Origin of the sequence: Streptomyces sp. YIM 121038 (genome assembly GCF_006088715.1) — a bacterium.
Taxonomy (GTDB): domain Bacteria; phylum Actinomycetota; class Actinomycetes; order Streptomycetales; family Streptomycetaceae; genus Streptomyces.
Window position 1 is genome coordinate 9,682,994 of the sequence record NZ_CP030771.1, and the last position, 21,044, is coordinate 9,704,037.

Below are 21,044 nucleotides of genomic sequence, written 5' to 3' on the forward strand. Positions count from 1 at the left end.
AGGTCAGAGGCGTAGGACGGGCACATGGACGGGGATGCTCCGGATCGTTGACATAATGCGCACCCGTGCACAAAGTCTTCGGAGAACGTTTTCCCGAGGTGACGCCCGCCAGCGCCGCCTCAGCCGAACAAAGAGGTTCCGCGATGGCCAGAAAGATCATCCTCGACTGCGACCCCGGGCATGACGACGCGATCGCCATGCTGCTGGCGCACGGCAATCCCGACGTCGAGCTGGTCGCGGTCACCACCGTCGTCGGCAACCAGACCCTGGAGAAGGTCACCCGCAACGCCCTGTCGGTGGCCCGCATCGCCGACATCACCGGCGTGCCCTTCGCGGCGGGCTGCCCCCGCCCCCTGGTGCGCGACGTCGAGGTCGCCGAGTCGATCCACGGCGAGAGCGGCCTGGACGGCCCCGTCCTGCCCGAGCCGACCCTGGAGCTCGACGGCCGCCACGCCGTCGACCTCATCATCGACACGGTGATGTCCCACGAGCCCGGCGAGATCACGATCGTCCCGACGGCCGGTCTGACCAACATCGCCCTGGCCGTGCGCAAGGAGCCCCGGATCGCCGAGCGCGTCCGCGAGGTCGTGCTCATGGGCGGCGGCTACCACACCGGCAACTGGAGCGCCGTCGCCGAGTTCAACATCAAGATCGACCCGGAGGCCGCGCACATCGTCTTCAACGAGCGCTGGCCCCTCACCATGGTCGGCCTCGACCTGACGCACCAGGCGCTCGCCACCCCCGAGGTCGTCGCGCGCATCGCCGCCGTGGGCACGCGGCCGGCCGCGTTCGTGAACGAGCTCCTGGACTTCTTCGGCTCCATGTACCTGCGGGAGCAGGGCTTCGAGCACCCGCCGGTGCACGACCCGTGCGCCGTCGCGTACGTCATCGACCCGAACGTCATGACGGTGCGCAAGGCCCCCGTGGACATCGAGCTGACCGGCACCCTGACCCTCGGCATGACCGTGGCCGACTTCCGCGCGCCCGCCCCCGCCGACTGCCACACCCAGGTCGCCGTCGACCTGGACCACGACAGGTTCTGGGACCTCGTCGTCGACGCCCTGGAGCGCATCGGCGAGGTGCCCGCGTGAACGCCTCCTCCACCGGGTCCGCCACCGCGACCGCGCCGGGCAGCCGCCCGGTGCGGATCTGGGTCCTCGTCACCGCCCTGCTCGTGGCGTGCTTCGCCTTCCAGCTGAACGCGAGCATGCTCAGCCCGGCGCTGAAGAACGTCGAGGACTCCCTCGGCGCGACCACCGCCGAGGTCGGCCTGACCCAGACGGCGTTCTTCACCTCCGCCGCGCTGTTCTCGCTGTTCCTGCCGCGCCTGGGTGACCTCGTCGGCCGCCGCCGGGTGCTCGCCGCGATGATGGTCCTGATGGCCGTGGGCTGCGTCGTGGCCGCGCTCGCGCAGAGCGTGCCGATGCTGTTCGCAGGGCGTGTCATCCAGGGCGTGTCCGGGCCGACGGTCCCGCTCTGCCTGATCATGCTGCGCAACGAGGTCCACGAGCCCAAGCGGTACGGCACCCTGCTCGGCGTCATCACCGCCGTCAACGGCGGCATCGCGGGCGTCGACTCCATCGCGGGCGGCAAGCTCGCCGACCACTACGGCTTCCACTCGGTCTTCTGGGTGATGGCCGTCGTCGCCGCTCTCGCCGCCGTCCTGGTCGCCGTGCTCACCCCCGAGTCGACCGCCGCCAACGCCGCCGAGACCCGCATGGACTGGCCCGGCGTGGCCATCCTGGTCGTCTCCGTCGGCGCGGCCCTGATCGCCCTCAACGAAGCGGGGAAGCTCGGCGACGCCAACTGGCCGCTCGTGGCCGCTCTCGCCGTCGTCGCCGCGGCCGCCTTCGCCGTGTTCTGGCGCGCCGAGGACCGCAGCAGCCACCCGCTGGTGGCGACCCGGCACCTGCGCCAGCGCTCCACGTGGGCCCTGCTCCTGACGACCGTGCTCACCATGACCGGCGTCTTCGCCGTCATGAACGGCATGATCCCCGCGTTCGCGCAGAACGCGGACGCCGGATTCGGCATGAGCGCCGAGCAGTCCGCCTGGTGGACCCTGACCCCCTACGCCCTCGCGGGCCTGGCCATGGGCCCCCTCGCGGGACGCCTCGCGGCCACCCTCGGCTACGGCAAGGTCCTGCGCTTCGGCCTCGTCGGCTCGGCCGCGACGGTCGCCCTGATGCTCGTCACGCTCCAGGCCGACTCGCGCGCGCTGCTGCTCGTCTCGTCGATCCTCATCGGCGTGACGTACGCGGGCGTCGCCAACATCGTCCTCAACGGCCTCGGCATCGTCCTGTCCCCGAAGGAGGGCCCCGGCGTCCTGCCCGGCCTCAACGCGGGCGCGTTCAACCTGGGCGCGGGCCTGAGCTTCGCCGTCCTGTTCGCCGTGCAGACCGCGGCGGCGCCCGCGGACAAGACGTCGGTGGCGGGCTACTCGGCGGGCATGATCGCCGGAGTCGTTCTCATCGCGGCGGCGTTCGTGACGTCCTTCCTGATCCCGAAGCCGGTGACGGCGGAGGAGCACGCCTAGCCGCCCCGCGTCCCTCAGGGGCTCACCCCCCCTCAGGGGCTCACTCCCCCCACAGCGGGGCGAGGCCGACGCACGGGAGACGGCCGACGCACGGGAGACGGCCGGCGCACGGGAGACGGCCGACGGGCGGGAAGCGGTCGAACACAGTCCGTAGACGGACAAGAGCGAGACTCTTTGTCAGGACGGACTGTGTCTGCCCTAGGATCTCGACCAAATGAACGTGCACGGACGGGACTTCGAGAAGGCCACGTTCGCCCGCGTCCTGCGAGGAGCGCGCGAGGGCAGCGGCGCGACGCTCACGCTGTGGGGGGACCCCGGCATCGGCAAGACGGCGCTCCTGGAGCATGCCGCCGCCACGGCGACCGGGTTCACCACGCTCTCCTGCCGCGGCACCCGTGTGGAGGAGCCCCTCGCCTTCGCCGCGCTGCACGCACTGCTGCGGCCGGTGGCCGACCGGATCGACGCGTTGCCCGCGGCCCAGGCGGCGGCCCTGGGCGCGGCGCTCGGCCGCGGCGGCGCGCGCCCCGACCGCTTCCTCATCGCCGTCGCCACCCTCACGCTGCTGTCCGAACTCGCCGCGGAACAGCCCCTCCTGATCACCGTCGACGACGCGCAGTGGCTCGACGGGCCGACCACCGCGTGCCTCGCCTACGTGGCCCGCCGACTGGACCGCGAACCGGTCGCCCTGCTCGTCGCCACGGGTCAGGAGGCGCCCACGCCCGGCGGCCCCTGGGACGGCGGCACCGCCCTGGAGATCGGCGGGCTCGACGACACCGCCGCCGCAGCGGTCGTCCGCGAAGCCTCGCCGCACGCCGACGCCGAAACCGTCCGCCGCACCCTGCGCGCGGCGGGCGGCAACCCCCTTGCCCTGCGCGAGCTGCCCGGCTCCGGCGCGGCCGACGGGCCGGAAGGGCGGACGGCCCCCGTTCCACTTCTGCACCGGGCCATCGCCGCGCGCGTCGCCCAGCTCGCCGCGCCCACCCGCACCCTCCTCCTGGTCGCCGCCGCCGAGGACCGCGGCGACCACCGCGCCGTCCGTGCCGCCGCCGCCCTGCTCGGCGCCACCGAAGCAGCCTGGCAGGACGCCCTGGCCTCCGGGCTCCTTGACATCGAGGGCGACCGCGTCCGCTTCCACGCGCCACCGGTCCGTACGGTCGTCGACGACCACGCCCCGCCCGCCGAGTGCCGCCGCGCCCACCGCGCCCTCGCGGACGTCCTGACCGGCGAGGGCCGCGCCGACCTGGGCGCCTGGCACCGCGCGGCCGCCGCCGAAGGCCCCGACGACGACGTCGCCGCCCAGCTGGAGGAATGCGCCCGGCAGAGCGGACGGCGCGGCGGCCACGCCTCGGCCGTCGCCGGTCTGCGCCGGGCCGCCGACCTCACCACCGCGCCCCACGGCAAGGGCCGACGCCTCGCCCTGGCCGCTCGTGCCGCCTGGGAGGCCGGGCAGGTCCCCGCCGCACGCGACCTCCTCGACCAGGCCGAACGGCACGCCTCCGAGGAGGTCGTCGCAGGGATCAGCGGTGGCCTGCGCGGCCTCATCGCCCACGCCCACGGCGGCCAGGAGAGCGCACACCGGCTGCTCCTGCGGGACCTGCGCGCCGTCGCCGACCGGGGCCGCGCCGTCGAGCTGGCCTGCGTCGCCGTGCGGGCGGCCTGGTCCGCGGGCTCCGGCGACCGGCAGACCGAGGCCCTGCGCGTCCTGGCGGGCCTCGCCACCGACGGCGATCTGCCCGAGGCCGCGCTGTTGCCCGCGCTCAACCAGTGGTGGGACACCGACCGCGAGACGTCCGCCGCCGCGCCCCTCACCGACGACGCCGTCGCCCGCCTCGGCACCGTCTCCTGGCCGCTGCTCCCGCCTGCTCCGCTCGCCCTGGCCCGGGGCGCGGAGACCGCCCTCGCCGACGCCCTGCGCGCCCGGCTCGCCGCTCTGCGCGCGACCGAACCCACCGGCGCGCTCGTGCGCACCGCCCCGCAGACCGCCCCCCTCGACATCGCCCGCGGCCACTGGACGGAGGCCACCGCCGACGCCACCGAAGCCCTGCGCGTCGCGGAGGAGACCGGTGCCGACCACGCCGCGTCCCTGTGCCGCGCCGCCCTCGCCCGTCTCGCCGCGCTGCGCGGCGAGACGCCCGCCGTCACCGCGCTCACCGACCGCGTGCTGGAACGCTCGGTGCCGTGCGGCACGCGCGACCTGACGGCCACCGCGTACTGGGCCCGGGGCCAGGCCGCCCTGTTCGCGGGCCGGGACACCGAGGCGCTGGCGTGGCTGCGCCGTCTCACCGAGCCCGGCCACGCCGCCGCGCACCCCACCCTCGCGCTGCTCGCCGCGCCCGACACCGCGGAGGCGGCACTCCGCGCCGGTGCGGAGGCCGACGCGCGAGCCGCCCTGCGGCCGCTGCGCGCCTGGGCCGACGGCACCGGCGCCGCCTGGGCACAGGCCGCGGCCGACAGCACCGCCGCGCTCCTCACCACGGACCCGGACGAGGCCGAGGCGCTCTTCCGCCGGGCCCTGGAGGCCTCCGGCGCGGCCCGGCGCCCGTTCGACCACGCCCGTACGCGCCTGCTGTACGGCGAGTGGCTGGGCCGGGCCCGACGGCGTACGGACGCCCTCGTACAGCTCGTGGACGCGGCCGAGACCTTCCACCGGCTCGGCGCCGTGCCCCTGCTCGACCGCGCCCTGGCCGAGCAGGAGCGGGCCGGGGAGCGGATCCGCCGCCCCGCGCCGGAGCCGCGCGGCGGGCCGGTGCTCACGCCGCGCGCGTGGCAGGTGGCCCGCCTCGCCGCCGAAGGCCTCACCGACCCCGAGATCGCGGCCCGGCTCCTGCTCGGCCCGCGCACGGTCCACCACCTCGTGACCGACGCGCTCGCACGGCTCGGCGTCGCGGCCCGCGCCGACCTCGCGCGCGTGGACTTCACTGACGGGACGTACGCGAAGACCGACGGGACGTACGCGAAGACCGACGGCACGTACCCGAAGGCCGACGGGACGGACCCGAAACCGGAGTGACCGGTGCGGCTTCCGGGAGGGCTTGACTTCAACCGCACTTGAGGTCGGAGGATCACGGCACGTCTCGCGAAAGGAGCCGGGGCGTGCCCTCGTACCCCGCACCGCACGGTTCCCACGGGTCGCTCGTGGAGGCCGACCGGGCCCGGCGGCGCGCCGAGCCCGCCGACCACGCCGAGCCCGCCGACCACGCCGAGCCCGCCGACCGCGCGGGCCGGGAGGCGACGCGCAGGGGCGTCGCACTGGTCCGTGCCTACGCCCGAGGCGACTCCGCGACGATCGCCGCGGCCCTCGACACCCCGGACCCGGCCGTGCGGTCCCAGCTGCCGTCCGTCACCGGTGACGTCCTGCGCCTCGTCGTCGGCGTCGTCCTGTCGGGCCCGCGCACCCTCACCCCGGCCGACGTGGTCAGCACCGCCGACCGGCTCGCCGCCGCGGGCCCGCCGCACCACGAACTGGCCGCCACCCGGGCGGTCCGGGCCTGGGCCGCCCGCGACGACGCGGCGCTGCGCACCTCCTGGCGGGACGAGGCCGGTGGCGCGCACGGCACGGCGGTGCTCGCGGCGGCCCTCGCGGTCGCCGCGTGGGGCGAGGCCCCGTTCCTGGACCTGCTCGCGGCCTTCGACGAGCTGACCGCCGTCGGCGGCTGAAACCGCCCGGTCAGGGCCTCCGGTCGCGGGCCGCGCCCGGCCTGTCTAGCGTGAGAGCGCACATCACTCACCGGGGGGCGCGGAACGAACAGGTGGAATCGCCATGGCAGGCAAACCGGCCGTAGTCCTCGTGCACGGATTCTGGGGCGGCGCCGCCCACTGGGCGAACGTCATCGTGGAGCTGAACAAGCGCGGCTTCGACGATCTGCACGCGGTGGAGAACCCGCTGACCTCCCTCGCCGACGACGCCGAGCGCACCCGCAAGATGGTCCGGCAGATCGACGGACCCGTGCTCCTGGTGGGCCACTCCTACGGCGGCGCGGTCATCACGGAGGCGGGCGACCTGCCCAACGTCGCCGGACTCGTCTACATCGCGGCGTTCGCGCCGGACGCGGGAGAGAGCCCGGGGCAGATCAGCGAGGAGAAGCCCCCGGCCGCCTTCGACAACATCGCCCCGGACTCCGACGGCTATCTGTGGATCAAGCAGGACGCCTTCCACGAGAGCTTCGCCCAGGACCTCACACCCGAGGAGGCGCTGGTCATGGCCGTCACACAGAAGGCGCCGCTCGGCTCGACGTTCGGCGACACGATCACCGCCCCGGCCTGGCGCGCCAAGCCGAGCTGGTACCAGGTCTCCACCGCCGACCGCATGATCCACCCCGACAACGAGCGCCGCATGGCCCAGCGCATGAACCCGCGCAAGACCATCGAACTCGACGCCAGCCACGCCTCCCTGGCCTCCCAGCCGGGCCCGGTCACCGACCTCATCGAGGCGGCGGCCGACGAGGTCGGCGCGGCCTGACGCCCGGCCCGCTCAGCCCGCCGGCTTGCGGAGCGCCAGGACGTGGTAGTCCGTGTGCCGGCGGGTGAAGGAACGGAACGGGCCGATCAGCGGGTCGGTGTGGGTGAGTGCCTCCTTGCCGAACCGCTGCTCGATCTCCTCGCGCCGGTCCTGGTAGAGCACGCCCATCAGCTCGCCGCACAGCACGGCGTTGGTGGTCATGTCCCGCACCAGCTCCACCTGGAACCCGGCCTCCTCGACCTCGCCGATCAGCGCGGCGAAGGGCCGCAGCGGCGGACACGCCCACAGCGTGGTGTACGCGGACATCTCCGCCTCGCTGGGCGCGCCCCGCACCGTGAACTCGGTCAGCAGGAAGCGGCCGCCGGGCTTCAGCACGCGCTGCGCCTCCCGGAGTCCCAGGGGGCGGTCGGACAGGTGCGGTACGCAGTCGATGGACCAGGCGGCGTCGAACGAGGCGTCGGCGTGCTCCAGGGCCATGGCGTTGCCGTACGCGAACTCCACGCGGTCCGCGGCCGGATGCCCCGTCCGCCGCTCCTGGCACCGGTCCAGCTGGCTCCGGCTCACCGTGATGCCGGTGACGCGGCACCCGGTGCGCTCCGCCAGGCGCAGCGCGGGAGCGCCGGTGCCGCAGCCGATGTCGAGCACGCGGCTGCCCGGCACCGGGTCGAAGGTGTCGATGAGGAACTCGGTCTGCCGGTCCTGCGCGACGTCGGCCATGTCGACGAGCGAGGCCGCGGGCGTGCCGTGCGGCACGAACATGCCGATGTGCACGGCGCTCGACCCGAGCAGATGCGCCAGCAGATCGCCGTACTGGTCGTACATCGCCCCGACCTCGTCGGGGGTGGGAGCCGTGCCGTGTGCCTCCGCTGCCATGGTGCGTCTCCTCCCGGTGGGTGCGGATGCCGATCCTCCGCACGTACAAGGACATTGCACCTGTCACCCGTGCGGTTCGTGAGGGCGTAGTTGAGCCAGGAATGTGCCCTCCGACGGCGGTTCGGCGATGACGTCCGCCGAGGCTCGCCTTCGCCCAGCGGCCGGTGCCGGGCTCCATGCGGGGCCCGGTCGGTCCGCCGTCACGCTGGCCGTATCCGGCGCCGACCGCCGCCGGGAGCTGCGTTAAGCTCCGCAGCGGTCGACCCCGGGAGGGCCCTCATGTCGTACGATCCCACGCTGATCAACAGCAACGTGCCGCACTCCGCACGCATCTGGAACTACTGGCTGGGCGGCAAGGACTGCTACGAGGTCGACCGGCAGGTGGGCGACCAGATCTGCGCGGCCAACCCGGGGATCATCGAGATCGCGCGCGCCCAGCGGCACTTCCTCGTGCGCGCCGTGAGCCACCTCGTCGAGGACGCGGGCGTCCGCCAGTTCCTGGACGTCGGTACGGGCCTGCCCACCGCCGACAACACCCACGAGGTCGCCCAGCGCCTCGCTCCCGACGCGCGGATCGTCTACGTCGACCACGACCCGATCGTGCTCACCCACGCCGAGGCGCTGCTCACCAGCACCCCACAGGGCGCGACGGGTTACATCGACGCCGACCTGCGCGACCCGGACGCGATTCTCGAACAGGCCGCCCACACCCTGGACTTCACCCGGCCCGTCGCCCTGATGCTGCTCGGGATCACCGCGCACATCACCGACGACTCCGTCTACGCCATCGTGGGCCGCCTGGTGGACGCCCTGCCCTCCGGCAGCCATCTGGTCCTGTGCGACGACACCGAGGTGCTCGACCCCGAGCGGATGCGCGAGATGATCGAGCAGTGGAACGAGGCGAGCGACAACCCGCGCGTCAACCGCAGCCCCGAGCAGCTCGCCCGCTTCTTCGACGGCCTGGACCTCCTGGAGCCCGGCCTGGTGTCCGTCTCGCGCTGGCGGCCCGAGCCGCACAAGGGCCGACTGCCCGCGGAGGTCGACGACTTCGGGGGCGTGGCGCGCAAGCCCTGAGGCCCCCGGCCGCGTTCGAGTGACGGCCGGGCCCGCGCTCGGGTGACTCCGGGGAGGCGCGCGTCTTGCGGGGCGGTTGTGGTGTGCATGACCATACGTCCATGGCGAATCCGAAGGGCACCCCTCGGCGCACCCTCCTCACCGGCGCCGCCGCCACCGCGGCCGCCGCCACCGTCCAGGCCGCGGCCCCGGCCGCCGCGGGCGAGCGGATCCGGCTCGCTCCACGGCCGCCCTCGCGCGAACTGCGCGCCCTGCTGCGGGAGATCGACCACCGCCGCATCGAGGCGACCGTACGCCGCCTGGTCGCCTTCGGCACCCGGCACACCCTCTCCGCCCAGGACGACCCGGAGCGCGGCATCGGCGCCGCGCGCGACTGGATCCTCGCCCGGATGCGGGAGTACGCCCGCGACTCCGGCGGCCGGATGACCGTCGACCTCCAGTCGTACGTGCAGCAGCCGGGGCCGCGCATCCCGACGCCGACCCGGATCTCCAACGTCGTCGCCACGCTGCGCGGCACGACGTCCCCCGACCGCGTCTACGTCGTCTCCGGGCACTACGACTCCCGCGCCGGCGACCCCATGGACCACACCAGCGACGCCCCGGGCGCCGACGACGACGCCTCCGGGGTCGCCGTGGTCATGGAGCTGGCCCGTGTCCTCGCGACCCGGCGCACGGGGGCGACGCTGGTGTTCGCCGCCGTCGCCGGGGAGGAGCAGGGGCTGTACGGCGCCGCCCACCTCGCGCAGAGCTACAAGGACCAACGGGCCGACGTGCAGGGGATGTTCACCAACGACATCGTGGGCAGCTCCACCGCCGACGACGGCAGCCGCGACCCGCACACCATCCGGCTCTTCGCCGAGGGCGTGCCCACCGCCGAGACGCCGCAGGAGGCCGAAGTGCGGCGCTCCGTCGGTGGCGAGAACGACTCGCCCGCGCGGCAGCTCGCCCGCTTCGTGCGCGAGGTCGCCCACCCCGACGCGACCGGCATGAAGGTCCGTGTGATCTACCGCCGCGACCGCTATCTGCGCGGCGGCGACCACATCCCGTTCCTCGAGCGCGGCTACCCGGCGGCCCGGTTCACCGAGCCCGCGGAGGACTACGCCCACCAGCACCAGGACGTACGGGTCGTCGACGGCAAGCAGTACGGGGACCTGCCCGAGTTCTGCGACTTCCCGTTCGTCGCGCGTGTCGCCCGGGTCAACGCCGCGGCCCTGTGGAGCCTGGCCCTGGCCCCGGGCACGCCCCGCGGTGCGAAGATCGTGACCACGGCCCTCACGAACGCGACGGAGCTGGTCTGGGAGCGCGGCGGGGAGCCGGACCTGGCCGGGTACGAGGTCGTGTGGCGCGAGACGACCTCGCCCGAGTGGACGCACGCGGTCCGTGTGGGCGACACCACCCGCCACACCGTCGACCTCTCCAAGGACAACGTGTTCTTCGGCGTGCGCGCGGTGAACCGGGCCGGACTGCGCAGCCCGGTGGCCTTCCCGGCGCCGCAACGCTAGGGGCCGTCCCGCGCCCCTGCGCTGAGCTGGGGATTCCCTGGCGGCGCGGATTGACTTTGCGTGCTCTTTACTGTTGTCTGCGCACATGAAGAGAACGATCCGCACCGCCGCGTGCGCGCTCGCCGCCGCCGGTCTCGCGCTGACGCTCGGCGCCTGCTCCGAGGCCGAGAAGAAGGCCGTCGACGCCGTCGACAAGGCCGTCAACGAGAAGTACGAGGTGACCTACGAGGTCTCCGGCAAGAACGTCGACGAGATCGAGTTCGCCGCCGGTGCGGGTTCCGCCGCCAACCCCAAGCTGGAGAAGGCCGCCAAGCCGGAGCTGCCGTGGAAGAAGACGGTGACGCTGCGCGGGATCATGCCGCCCACCGTCGTGCCGATCTCCACGGACCCGACGGGTGCGGACCTCACCTGCAAGGTGATCTACAAGGGCGAGGTCATCAAGGAGGCCTCCGGCGAGAACGTCGTGGCGGGCTGCGTCGCGGTCTCGCCGGTCGCCAAGTAGCGCCCCGCGAGAAGTGCCCGCGGGGGCGCGCCCCGGACTCGGCTCCGGGGCGCGCCCCCGCGCGCGTGCGGCCCGGCCCCTGGCCTCACCGACGGGCGGCGCCGCCCGAGTACACGACGTCGACGAGCAGGATCTGGTCGTTGCCCGGGGAGTTGTCCCTGTCGATGGACGTGGTCAGCCAGATGTCCCCCTGGGGGTCGACCTCGACGGTGCGCAGCCGGTTGTACGTGCCCTGGAAGTACGTCCGCTGGTCGGTCAGGCCCAAGTTCGCGTCGATGCGCAGCCGGTACACCCGCTGGCCCCGGGTGGTGGCGACGAAGACGTGGTCGTTGATGATGGTCAGGCCGCTGGGCGAGCCGGAGGCCACCGGCCAGGTCTTCTTCGGCGGGATGGTGCCGGAGCAACTGCCGCTGGTGCCCTCACAGTTGGGCCAGCCGTAGTTGCCGCCCTTCTGGACGAGGTTGACCTCGTCCATCACGTTGTTGCCGAACTCGGCCTGCCACAGGCGTCCCTGCGAGTCGAAGTCGAGGCCCTGCGGGTTGCGGTGGCCCAGTGACCACACGGCGTTGCCGAAGGGGTTGTCGGCGGGGATGGAGCCGTCGGGGTTGATGCGCAGGATCTTGCCGTTGAGGGAGTTCCTGTTCTGCGCGAGCGCGCCGTTCTGTGCGTCGCCCATGCCCGCGTAGAGCTTGCCGTCGGGGCCGAAGCGCAGCCTCCCGCCGTTGTGGGCGCGGTTCTTGGTCATGCCGCTGAGGAGCACCTTGTACCCGGTGAGGGTGTTGTTCTCCAGCGTCATGCGGGCGATGCGGTTGCCGTCGGTCGAGGTGTGCAGGAAGTACAGGAAGTGGTCGGTGACGAAGGTCGGCGAGATCTCCAGGCCCATCAGACCGCCTTCGAGGCCGGTGGTCTGGGAGTAGGGCACCTTGCCGAGGAGCGTCTTCTGGCCCGTCTTCGTCAGGCGGTAGACGTTGAAGGTGTTGCGCTCGGTGAAGATCGCGGCGCCGTCCGGCAGGAACGCCAGGCCCCACGGCACGTCGAGACCGCTGGCGAGGGGGGTGACGGTGCCGGGGTCGGGGGTGCCCGGCTCGGCCCGCGTAGCGGCGTCGGCCGAGGTCAGGGTCGCGCAGAGCGAGACGGCGGTGGCCGCGGCCACCAGCGCGCCCAGGGTCCGGGACGGGTGGCGTCGGGTGCGTGACACGGTGTCCTCCAGGGGGAGTGGGGGGAGTTGACGGCCCTGGCAGGGAGGAAGCTTTCCTGTTGGGTGGGGGCACCGTAGGAGCGTGTGATGTACCTGTCAACGCGGGCGATCGGCCGTTCTCGGGGATTCGGATGAGGCTTCTCGGCGGCCCCGGTGCGGCGCCCGCCGCACCGCTTTCATATGGACGATCTTGTTCCGCCCCATGGGCCCGCCGCGTTCCTTATGATCACCGCGGGCCTCCAGGGGGGAGGCCGCCATGGTCAGGAGGGGAAACATGTCCGGAGTCTCCAGAAGATCGCTCCTTGGCTACTCGGGTTCGGCCGCGGCGGGCGCGGTGCTCGCGTCGGCCGGTGCCGCGCAGGCGGAGGACGGCAAGGTGGCGCAGGCCGCCGACACCGGCACGTCCGCCGAGCGGACGCAGGCGGCGGCGGTCGCCTTCGCGCCGGGCACGGAGTTCACCGGCCGGGTCCAGCACGGCACCGGCTACGCCGAGCTGTCGATGACCTTCACGGTCAAGACCGAGGAGTCGCCCGCCCAGTACGACGTCTCGCCCGCGGAGATCGCGGAGGCCCTCAACGAGGTCGCGGCCAAGCGCGGCTGGCCCCGCATGACGTTCTACGGCACGCCCCCGAAGGCACCGCTGAACTGACGCCGCGCGCGAGCGGCCCCCGCACCGGACGCCGAGCCGGTGCGGGGGCCGCCGCGTCGTTCCGGGGGCTCCGCACGCGGCGACGCCCCCGGACCTGGGATGGATCTAGTGGTGTTTGCCCTTGTTCACCTTGCAGACGGCCTTCGCGGTCTTGCCCGGATCGCTTTCCGAACGGGCGGTGAGCACCACCTTGCCGTTCCGGTCGGCGTCGCGCCGCGCGCTCACGGCGACGTCGACCTCGACGGACTGGCCGGACCGCGCGGTGGCGAGGCGGTTGGGCAGCCACGCGGACCAGCCGTCACCGGACGCCTTGGCGGACAGCCGGTAGACGTCGGAGCGCAGATAGCGGTCCACGTTCTCGGGGTGCCCCGGACGCGGGGGAACGCCGCGCCCGGTGTTGGCCAGGTCGAAGGAGCACACGGCCCGGCGCTCCGCGCTGCCCTTGGCGTGTCCGCGGTCCAGCGCCACGCCCCGGCGCTGCGGGCCCGCGCCGTCGAGGGACTTGACGGCGATCGTGTACGACAGGACACCGCTCGGGGTGCGCTCCAGGTCGAGGACGTAGAAGTGCAGGCGGTTGGCCTCGTCGACGTACTCGTACTCGCTGCCGGAGTTGGCGCCGGCGTGCAGCAGGGCGTCGCTGAGCTGCCGGTAGTCGCCCATGGTGATCTTCTGCTGGGTGCCGTCGGGGCGCTTGAAGTCCACCATGTCGATGTCCTCGGGGTGCGCGTCGACCACCCACGCGAACGGGGCCTGGTCCTGGTTCTTCGTCTTGGACAGCAGCACGCCGTTGTCCGGGGTGAAGGAGTCCATGCCCATGCGGTCGACGACCTCGACGGTGTAGTTCTGATAGCCGCCGCCGTCGCACAGGGGATCGGTGGCCGGATCGCAGGCGCGCGCCAGGTCGCGGCTCATGCTGATGTTGACGCCGCTGAGCCCCTTGGCGCCGGGCGGCGCGGAGCGGGCCGTCACCCGGGCCACGACGGTGCCGGAGCCCTTGAGCGCGTCGCGGTCCAGGCGCAGCACGTTCTTCTCGTCGACGATGCCGAGCTTGAGCTTGTCGCGCAGGATGTGCTGGGAGCCCATCGACCCGCCGTTGGTGGCCGGTATCTGCCAGCGGGTGTGCGGGCCTCCGGGGCCGTTGAAGGAGCCGCGCGAGAGCATGCTCCAGATGCCGGTGTAGGCGCGGCGCAGCGGTTTGCCGTACGGGTTGTTGTAGTTGTCGCCGATCCCCAGGATGTGGCTGAGCTCGTGCGCGTACACGCCCATCCCGGAGCTCTCGGCCTGCGTGGACGAACCGGCCGTCGCGTTGGGCCAGATGCGGGCCGCGGCCGCCCAGGACGTCCACGGCACGTAGCGGGTGCTCGCGGAGTTGCCGCCCGAGGTGATGGGCGCGGGCGGGCCCCACGCCGACGGCACGCTCTGCGGCGAGGCGAACTTCATCTGCCCGAACTCCTGCCACACGGACGACTCGTCCTGCCCCGCGGTCAGGAAGAAGACGAAGTCGTACTTGGCGGTCTCGCCGCCGCCCACGTCCGCGGTCCAGGCGGCCTTGCCGTCCGCGCGGATGTCCTTGCCGCAGCTGCTGCCGCGCGGACAGGCGCCCGGGTTCATCTGCGGCTCGATGCCGTACTGGAAGGACTTGTACGGCATGCGGTAGACGCCGAAGGCGGTCAGGTCGACGCCGATGCGGCCGCCGGAGTCCTCCATCCAGTACTCGTTGATGGTGTGGCCGCGGTTGAGCGCACCGGGCTTGTTGAGGAAGTCGCGGTAGAAGGACGGCAGTTGGGCGCGCGGGATGTTGGCGGCGCTCGGCTGGGGATTGCCGAAGAGGCTGGATCCGGCCGGTTTACTGACCGTGAACTCCTCGTCGGGGTAGTCCAGGAGCACCAGGGCGCCCTTGAAGGTGCGCTTGGTGGGCTTGAGATCGGGGTTGGCCCAGTCGGTGCCGGGCACGGACCGGTGGTCGGCCCACGTCATGGAGTCGGGGTTCTGCCAGCGCTGCGGGTCGATCGGCTGGACGAGGGGAGGACGGGCCGTGGGCTCGGGGTTCGCCCGGGCGGGGCCGACGGCGAGGGCGGAGGCGGTGAGTCCCAGGAGCGCCGTGAGGAGACCGAGACGGCGGACCGGGAGACGGCGCGTGCTGGCGCCGTGCGCATTTCTACGACGGGTGCGACGGAGGAACAAGGCTCACCTCTTGCCTGGTGGGTGTGGACAAGAACATGACAAGCCGGTCAGCGGTACCCTCCGCCGGGCACCTTTGGGGTGTCAACAGTCTTTTGGGACGGATTTGCCTGGTGGGGTGGGGCGGTTGGGCCCGGCGGGGCGGTGGACGCGGCTGAGCCCCACCGGGCGCCGCCCACCGGGCCTGCTGCCCGCCGGGCCTGCTGCCCGCCGGGCCTGCTGCCCGCCGGGCCTGCTGCCCGCCGGGCCTGCTGCCCGCCGGGCCTGCTGCCCGCCGGGCCTGCTGCCCGCCGGGCCTGCTGCCCGCCGGGCCCGCGCCCGCCGGGCCCGCCCTCCCGCCGGATCAGACCATCAGCCCCGCGCCCCGAAGTTCTGCGTCCACCACGGGCCGCCTTCGCCCTCCTCGACCCCCGTGCCCAGCTCCTTGAAGGCGCAGTTGAGGATGTTGGCGCGGTGGCCCTCGCTGTTCATCCAGGCGTCCATCACCGAGGCGGCGGTCTGCTGGCCGCGCGCGATGTTCTCGCCGTAGGTGCTCCATTTGTAGCCCGCGGCCGTGATGCGCTGCCCCGGGTCGGTGCCGTCCGGCGAGGTGTGGTCGAAGTAGTTGCGCGACCGCATGTCGGCGGAGTGGCGCTGCGCGGCCGTGGCCAGCTTGCTGTTGTGGGTGAGGGGACCGCACCCGGCCTTGGCGCGCTCGGCGTTGACCAGGCTGAGCACCTGCTGCGCGTTCGACCCGGAGGGTGCGGGCGGCGCGGGCTTCTTGGTCGTGGGGCGCGGCGCCGCCTTCCGGGAGGGTGCGGGCCGCGGCGGCTCGGCCGTCTTCTTCCTGCTGGCGCGCGAGGGGCTCGCGGTCGGCGAGGGCTTCTTGGTCTTCGTGGCCTTCGACGGCGACGCGGACGGGGACGGCGACCGGCTCGGCTCCTCCGTGACCGTCGGCGACGCGGAGGGCTCGCTCGACTCCAGCGCCACCGCCGAGCCCTTGTCCGACGGGCCGGGCGAGTCGTCGGCGAGCTGCATGACACCGGCGAGCGCGGCGATCGCGGCCACACCCGCGCCCGCACCGACCGCCTGCCGCCGCCGACGCACGCTGCGCCGCCCCTGCCGCAGCCGCGCGCGGGAGCCCGGGGTACCCGTCGAGGAGAGGGGGGTCACGTCAGGGGCCCCACCGTCCCGGAGGCCGACATCAGCAGAAGGCGCCGTTTCGTCCTGATGCATGGCTTGTGTGCTCGCCTCACCGTCGCCCGCGTACGCGACGGACGCCATGGCGTCGGCCCCGGCGCCCGCGCCGGAGAAGTGTCCGGCCCCCATGACCAGCAGCGGCGGCACGAGAGCGATCCCGGCGAGCAGCCCCTCCGCGGGCGTGAGGCGCGCGCCGAGGCCCCCGCAGGCCGCGCAGTCACGGGTGTGCCGCACCAGGCGCTTGCGCCACAGCGCGGACGGCCTGCCGTCCCAGCCCGACGCCGCCTGCGCGAGCACGGGGCAGCGCGGCTCGGCGGCCAGGGCGCGCACGACCACGCGTGCCGCCTCCAGCTGGGCCTTCATGCGCTGCACCCGGACGGCGGTGTGCTCGGGCGTCAGCTCCAGGGCCGCGGCGACCTCGCCGCGGGACAGCTCACCGGCGGCCTCCAGCCACCACAGCGCGAGCAGCTCCCGGTGGTCGTCGTCCATCCAGCGCGTGGCCCGGGCGACCTCCTTGCGCTCCCCGGACAGACCGAGCCGGAGGATCGTCACGTCGGTGAAGTCCCCGCCCGGGTCCGGGACGTCGTACGCGTCCTGGAGGCCGCTGTCGACCGGCGCGGGCCGCTGGTGGCGACGGGTCTCGTTCATGGCGATGGCGACGAGCCAGGAGCGGAACGAGTCCGGGTCGCGCAGGCCGGGAAGCCCTCTGAGCATCCGGACCATGACGTCCTGCACCAGGTCGTCGACGTCGGCGTGCCCGCTGAGGGCGCGGCCGACGATGTTGTACACGAGCGGCAGGAACGCGGCGACCAGCTCGTCCTGGGCCCGCGCGTCCCCGGCCCGGCCCGCGACGACGAGAGCGGTGAGGCCGGTGCCGTCCCCCTGCTGCGGCTCCCACTGATCGTGCTGCACGGCACATCTCCTGTCCTGATCGCTGCGTGGTGCTGAGTACGCCCACTGCATCGGAGATCCTGCGGGGCGCGGGGGGATAACAGAAACCGCGCAGATCACTTTGAGACCCGAGTCACGTCACGCGGTGCGAGACCGGAGTCGCTTCGGGTGACGCGTGCGAGGCCTGGGACGAGCCGGCTGGCACGCGGGGTGCGCGTCGGAACGTGTCGGCCGACGGGGGTTGTCCCCACCCCCGCCGCACCGGCCAGCCGGATGGCCGCGCCGGGCCGCGTGCGGGACCGTGATGCCGACGCGGATCGCGTCACGCGCCCGCGTCACCGCACCCCTTCACGCCACCCGCCCCTTACCCGGAAGGCTCCACCGTGCGCATCGCCACCGCCACCGCCGTCGTCCTGGCCCTCGCCGCGGGCGTCGCGCCGAGCGCCGTCGCGAAGGACCGTCCCGCCACCGGCGAGGAGCGGCCGACCGTCGACGGCTACTGGCGCATGGACGGCTACGGCACCGTCCTCGCGCTCCGGAACGGAACCTTCCAGGAGTACCAGACGACCGCCGTGAGCTGTCTCAAGGGCGAGTCGGCCCGACGCACGGGCGCCGGGCGCTACACCACGCGGGACAGCGCCGTAGTCACCGTGCGCACCGGGCCCGACGGGCAGCGCGCGACCCTGAGCTTCGACAGCTCCGTGGGCCACCGCGCCCTGCGGCGCCTCCAGGCGCTGCCGGACGACTGCACGCGGCAGGGCCCGAAGGGCCCCCGGGCGTCCTTCGACGTGTTCTGGCAGTCGTTCGCGGAGAACTACCCGTTCTTCGCGGCCCGGGGCATCGACTGGGACGCCGTACGCGACCGCTACCGGCCCCAGGTGCACGCGGACACCACGAGGAAGGAACTGTTCTCGATCCTCAGCCGGATGGTGAAGCCGCTGTACGACGCCCACGTCGCGGTCATGGACGGCGACCGCGTCTACGCCGAGGTCCGCCCCGGCACGGTCAACCCCACGAAGAAGCTGGACGCCAAGGTCAAGAAGTTCGTCGAGAGGCGCGACCTGAAGCACGCCACGTACCGCAAGGACTTCGCGGGCGGCCGGATCACCTACGCCGATCTGCCGGGCGGCCAGGGCTATCTGCGGATCTCCGGCTTCGCCGGGTACGTGCCCGCGGGCGCCCCCTTCTCCGCCCACGCGGCAGAGCTCGACCGGGCGCTCGACGCGATCCTCACCAAGGACCGCACCCGGCGGCTGAAAGGCCTCATGATCGACCTGCGCGTCAACGGCGGCGGCTCCGACGTCCTCGGCATCCGCATCGCCGAGCGCCTCACCGACACGCCCTACGTCGCCTACTCCAAGCGGGCCCGCAACGACCCCGCCGACCCGGGCGAGCACACCCGCCCCGAGCCCATCCGCGTCCGCCCGGCCGACGCTCCCCGCTACACCGGCCCGATCGCCGTGCTGACCGGCGGCTCGACCGTGAGCGCGGGGGAGACCTTCACCCAGGCCCTGATGGACCGGCCCGGCAGGGTCGTCCGCGTCGGGCAGGCCACCCAGGGCGTGTTCTCGGACGTCCTGGCGCGCAACCTCCCCAACGGCATGGTCGCCTGGCTGCCCAACGAGGAGTTCCTGACCCGCACCGGCCGCACCTTCGACGGCACCGGCGTTCCGCCGCACCTGAGCGAACCCGTCTTCACCAAGGAGGAGTTCGCCAAGAACCGCGACTCGGCCTTCGACCGCGCCCTGCGCGTCCTGAAGGCGCACTGAGCCTCGCGACCGGTGCGGCGCGAGGCGGCGGACGGAAGGGTCCAAGGACCGCGAGCGGAACGCCAACCAAAGCCTCACGCACATGTCTTGATGGACCATCAGTCAGCGGGTTGGATGGCGCGAACACCTTGACACCCAGGGTGTTCCCGTCCACCACCGGAGGTCCGCCATGGCCCCGCGCCGCATGGCTCTGGCCGCGCTCCTCGCCGTCGCCCTCCTGGGCGGGGCGCTGACCCCCGCTGTCCAGGCCCGTCCCGCCGCCATGGCGGACGGCCCGCGCGGCGGAGCCGTCGGCGCGTCACGCCCGGCGGACACCACCGGCATCCCGCGCCTGACCGACCGCCGGGGCCGCACCCTCACCCTGCGCGGCTGGAACGTCGAGGACAAGACCCACCATGGCGCCGAGGCCCTCAGCGCCATCACGGAACGCCACTTCAGCGATCTGCGCGCCCGCGGCTTCAACGTCGCGCGGCTCCTCGTCCTCTGGGACGACCTGGAGCCGCGCCGCGGCCACTACAGCGAGGGCTATCTGCGCAAGATCCAGCGGATCCTCGGCTGGGCCCACAAGCACCGGATCCAGGTCGTGCTCGACGCCCACCAGGACGTGTTCGGACCCGCTTTCGGCCACCGCGGGATCCCCCGCTGGGCGACGCGCACCGACGGGCTGCCGTTCACCCCGCACCCCGACGACTGGTTCGCCGAGTACTTCGAGCCCGCCGTCCAGCGCGCCTTCACCCACCTCTACGAGGACGCGGACCTGCGCACCGCCCAGGCCCGCGTGTGGCGCCTCCTCGCCGCCCGCTTCGGCGGCCATCCGGCGCTGCTCGGCTACGACCTCATCAACGAGCCGATGGGTGAACTGCGCCCCGGCGAGGACCTGGCGAGCGCCGCCCGCCGCATCGAGGCGACCCAGCTCACCCCCCTGTACAACCGCCTCGCGGACGCGATCCGCACCCGGGACCGCTCGGCCTGGCTGTTCGTCGAGCCGACCCCGATCGTCGGCGAAGGCGTCCCCACCGGCCTCGGCCGCGTGGACGACGAACGGGTCGTGTACGCGCCGCACTTCTACAACACCGCGATGGAGGCGGGCGCCGACTACGATCCGTCGGCCGGCTGGATCGAGGCGTACGAGCGGGCCGTCACCGCCTACCCGCGCGAGCACTCCCTGCCGGTCGTGGTGGGGGAGTGGGGCCCCCTCAACAGCGGCCTGCCGCACATGCGCCGCTTCTACGACGACGCCCTCGCCTCCCTGAACCGCTACTCCTCCGGCTGGGCGGGCTACGTGTGGTGCTACGGCGGCGGTTACTGCGCGCTCGACCCCGAAGGGCGCTTCCGCACGAACAAGGAGCGCACCGCCACGCCGTACGCTCCCGCGGTCGCCGGAGCCGTACGCGAGGACGCCCACGACCCGGCCACCGGCACCTACCGCCTCGCCTACCGGGCCGCGCGCCGCCCCGGCACCACCGAGCTGTCCCTGCCGCCGAGCCCCACCGGATGGCGCGTCGAGGTCACGGGGCGCGGGGCGCACACCAGCACCGACGGCGTGCCCGCGGGACGGGCGGGCCACGTGAAGGTGTGGGCCGCCCGGCACGCGGAGGTGGCCGTGCGGGTCACACCGGGTCCGGGCGGCACACGTAGCTGAAAACCCGTCAGAAGAAGATCACGGAGCGGAGCTTGAGGCGTTCGGAGCCGTACCCGGTGCGCGGGCGCAAGGTGAACGAGTCGCCCGTGCAGTCCGGCTCCGTGAAGACCTCGGCGTACGCGTCGGTCCGGTTGCGCGGCGAGTGGGCCGGGGAGCTGGAATCCGGGTCCGCCACCTCCGGCAGCGTGACGCACTTCCAGCTCTCCGGGTCGTCGATGACGGCGACCTGCGGCCTGCCGTCGAGCCCGCTGTAGGTGTACTGGAACTGGCCGTCGGCCGCGGTGGCCGAAGCGGGCAGGGTGACGATCAGGGCAAGAGCGCCCGCGGCGGCGGCCAGGGCGGTGCGGAAGCGCATACGCGCGGTCCTTTCGCAGTGGTGAGGGCAACGGGCCTTCGCTTCCCCTGCGTATGTCCGCATATGCCGGTCCTTTCGGCACTCACCCGGACGAGGGAGCCGCTCGGCGCGCGGTCCGTACGCTGCGGACGAGGGGCTCCCGGGGCGCACGCGGGGGGCGTGCGAATCAGCTGCCCGCTCCGACTTCCCGGCTCTCTGGGAGCGTGTCCCCTGGGTGACTCCACCCCCGTGCGGAAC

General features: G+C 73.4%; 16 protein-coding genes. 11 read left to right on the top strand and 5 right to left on the bottom strand.

From position 1 onward, the window contains the following. Positions 1-143 precede the first annotated feature (143 nt). The 5 genes from C9F11_RS41020 (at position 144) to C9F11_RS41050 (ending at position 6,992) form a co-directional block, all read left to right on the top strand. Complete coding sequence (locus tag C9F11_RS41020; protein ID WP_138965427.1) at positions 144-1,091, top strand: nucleoside hydrolase; 948 nt, start codon at positions 144-146, stop codon at positions 1,089-1,091. Beyond that, complete coding sequence (locus C9F11_RS41025) at positions 1,088-2,533, top strand: MFS transporter (RefSeq protein ID WP_138965429.1); 1,446 nt, start codon at positions 1,088-1,090, stop codon at positions 2,531-2,533. Before C9F11_RS41020 ends, C9F11_RS41025 begins: the two co-directional genes overlap by 4 nt. A gap of 214 nt (positions 2,534-2,747) precedes the next feature. Then, the gene (locus C9F11_RS47815) at positions 2,748-5,543 is read left to right on the top strand and encodes a LuxR family transcriptional regulator (protein WP_171076016.1); all 2,796 of its coding nucleotides are present in this window, start codon (positions 2,748-2,750) and stop codon (positions 5,541-5,543) included. 83 nt (positions 5,544-5,626) lie between these two features. Continuing rightward, complete coding sequence (locus tag C9F11_RS41045) at positions 5,627-6,190, top strand: hypothetical protein (RefSeq protein WP_138965433.1); 564 nt, start codon at positions 5,627-5,629, stop codon at positions 6,188-6,190. A 103-nt stretch (positions 6,191-6,293) separates the two neighbouring features. Continuing rightward, positions 6,294-6,992, top strand: coding sequence for an alpha/beta hydrolase (locus tag C9F11_RS41050; protein WP_138965435.1), 699 nt, complete (start codon positions 6,294-6,296; stop codon positions 6,990-6,992). Between the two features lie 12 nt (positions 6,993-7,004). Here C9F11_RS41050 and C9F11_RS41055 read toward each other — a convergent pair whose 3' ends face one another. After that, positions 7,005-7,865: a class I SAM-dependent methyltransferase gene (locus C9F11_RS41055; protein ID WP_138965437.1), complete on the bottom strand. Its 861-nt coding sequence runs from the start codon at positions 7,863-7,865 to the stop codon at positions 7,005-7,007. 279 nt (positions 7,866-8,144) lie between these two features. Here C9F11_RS41055 and C9F11_RS41060 point away from each other — a divergent pair, with 279 nt between their 5' ends. The 3 genes from C9F11_RS41060 to C9F11_RS41070 all read left to right on the top strand — a co-directional run bounded on the left by C9F11_RS41060 (position 8,145) and on the right by C9F11_RS41070 (position 10,943). Further along, complete coding sequence (locus C9F11_RS41060; protein WP_171076017.1) at positions 8,145-8,939, top strand: SAM-dependent methyltransferase; 795 nt, start codon at positions 8,145-8,147, stop codon at positions 8,937-8,939. Between the two features lie 101 nt (positions 8,940-9,040). Further along, complete coding sequence (locus C9F11_RS41065; protein ID WP_138965439.1) at positions 9,041-10,441, top strand: M28 family metallopeptidase; 1,401 nt, start codon at positions 9,041-9,043, stop codon at positions 10,439-10,441. 85 nt (positions 10,442-10,526) lie between these two features. Further along, on the top strand, positions 10,527-10,943 hold the full coding sequence (locus tag C9F11_RS41070) for a hypothetical protein (protein WP_138965441.1): 417 nt from the start codon (positions 10,527-10,529) through the stop codon (positions 10,941-10,943). 85 nt (positions 10,944-11,028) lie between these two features. On the opposite strand, the gene C9F11_RS41075 is transcribed toward C9F11_RS41070, so the two are convergent. Continuing rightward, a complete protein-coding gene (locus C9F11_RS41075; protein WP_249402097.1) occupies positions 11,029-12,141 on the bottom strand; it encodes a PQQ-dependent sugar dehydrogenase in 1,113 nt (370 codons plus the stop codon). Between the two features lie 274 nt (positions 12,142-12,415). Between C9F11_RS41075 and C9F11_RS41080 the strand changes: the two genes are divergently transcribed. Beyond that, complete coding sequence (locus tag C9F11_RS41080; RefSeq protein ID WP_138965445.1) at positions 12,416-12,790, top strand: hypothetical protein; 375 nt, start codon at positions 12,416-12,418, stop codon at positions 12,788-12,790. A 105-nt stretch (positions 12,791-12,895) separates the two neighbouring features. Here C9F11_RS41080 and C9F11_RS41085 read toward each other — a convergent pair whose 3' ends face one another. Together C9F11_RS41085 and C9F11_RS41090 are read right to left on the bottom strand one after the other, a co-directional pair. Continuing rightward, positions 12,896-14,974 (bottom strand): M6 family metalloprotease domain-containing protein, encoded by a 2,079-nt coding sequence (locus C9F11_RS41085; RefSeq protein ID WP_138965447.1) that lies wholly within the window; start codon positions 14,972-14,974, stop codon positions 12,896-12,898. Positions 14,975-15,322: 348 nt separating this feature from the next. Beyond that, positions 15,323-17,062 (bottom strand): sigma-70 family RNA polymerase sigma factor, encoded by a 1,740-nt coding sequence (locus C9F11_RS41090; protein ID WP_249402098.1) that lies wholly within the window; start codon positions 17,060-17,062, stop codon positions 15,323-15,325. 362 nt (positions 17,063-17,424) lie between these two features. Here C9F11_RS41090 and C9F11_RS41095 point away from each other — a divergent pair, with 362 nt between their 5' ends. Further along, a complete protein-coding gene (locus C9F11_RS41095; RefSeq protein ID WP_138965451.1) occupies positions 17,425-18,810 on the top strand; it encodes a S41 family peptidase in 1,386 nt (461 codons plus the stop codon). A gap of 169 nt (positions 18,811-18,979) precedes the next feature. Then, on the top strand, positions 18,980-20,452 hold the full coding sequence (locus C9F11_RS41100) for a cellulase family glycosylhydrolase (RefSeq protein WP_138965453.1): 1,473 nt from the start codon (positions 18,980-18,982) through the stop codon (positions 20,450-20,452). 7 nt (positions 20,453-20,459) lie between these two features. Here the strand turns inward: C9F11_RS41100 and C9F11_RS41105 are convergent, their stop codons facing one another. After that, positions 20,460-20,807, bottom strand: a complete 348-nt coding sequence (locus C9F11_RS41105; protein ID WP_138965455.1) for a hypothetical protein — start codon at positions 20,805-20,807, stop codon at positions 20,460-20,462. Positions 20,808-21,044 lie beyond the last annotated feature (237 nt).

Coding starts and splice junctions, on each gene's coding strand:
- C9F11_RS41020 (WP_138965427.1), top strand. CDS start 144: ATGGCCAGAAAGATCATCCTCGACTGCGACCCCGGGCATGACGACGCG.
- C9F11_RS47815 (WP_171076016.1), top strand. CDS start 2,748: ATGAACGTGCACGGACGGGACTTCGAGAAGGCCACGTTCGCCCGCGTC.
- C9F11_RS41050 (WP_138965435.1), top strand. CDS start 6,294: ATGGCAGGCAAACCGGCCGTAGTCCTCGTGCACGGATTCTGGGGCGGC.
- C9F11_RS41055 (WP_138965437.1), bottom strand. CDS start 7,865: ATGGCAGCGGAGGCACACGGCACGGCTCCCACCCCCGACGAGGTCGGG.
- C9F11_RS41060 (WP_171076017.1), top strand. CDS start 8,145: ATGTCGTACGATCCCACGCTGATCAACAGCAACGTGCCGCACTCCGCA.
- C9F11_RS41065 (WP_138965439.1), top strand. CDS start 9,041: ATGGCGAATCCGAAGGGCACCCCTCGGCGCACCCTCCTCACCGGCGCC.
- C9F11_RS41070 (WP_138965441.1), top strand. CDS start 10,527: ATGAAGAGAACGATCCGCACCGCCGCGTGCGCGCTCGCCGCCGCCGGT.
- C9F11_RS41080 (WP_138965445.1), top strand. CDS start 12,416: ATGTCCGGAGTCTCCAGAAGATCGCTCCTTGGCTACTCGGGTTCGGCC.
- C9F11_RS41100 (WP_138965453.1), top strand. CDS start 18,980: ATGGCCCCGCGCCGCATGGCTCTGGCCGCGCTCCTCGCCGTCGCCCTC.
- C9F11_RS41105 (WP_138965455.1), bottom strand. CDS start 20,807: ATGCGCTTCCGCACCGCCCTGGCCGCCGCCGCGGGCGCTCTTGCCCTG.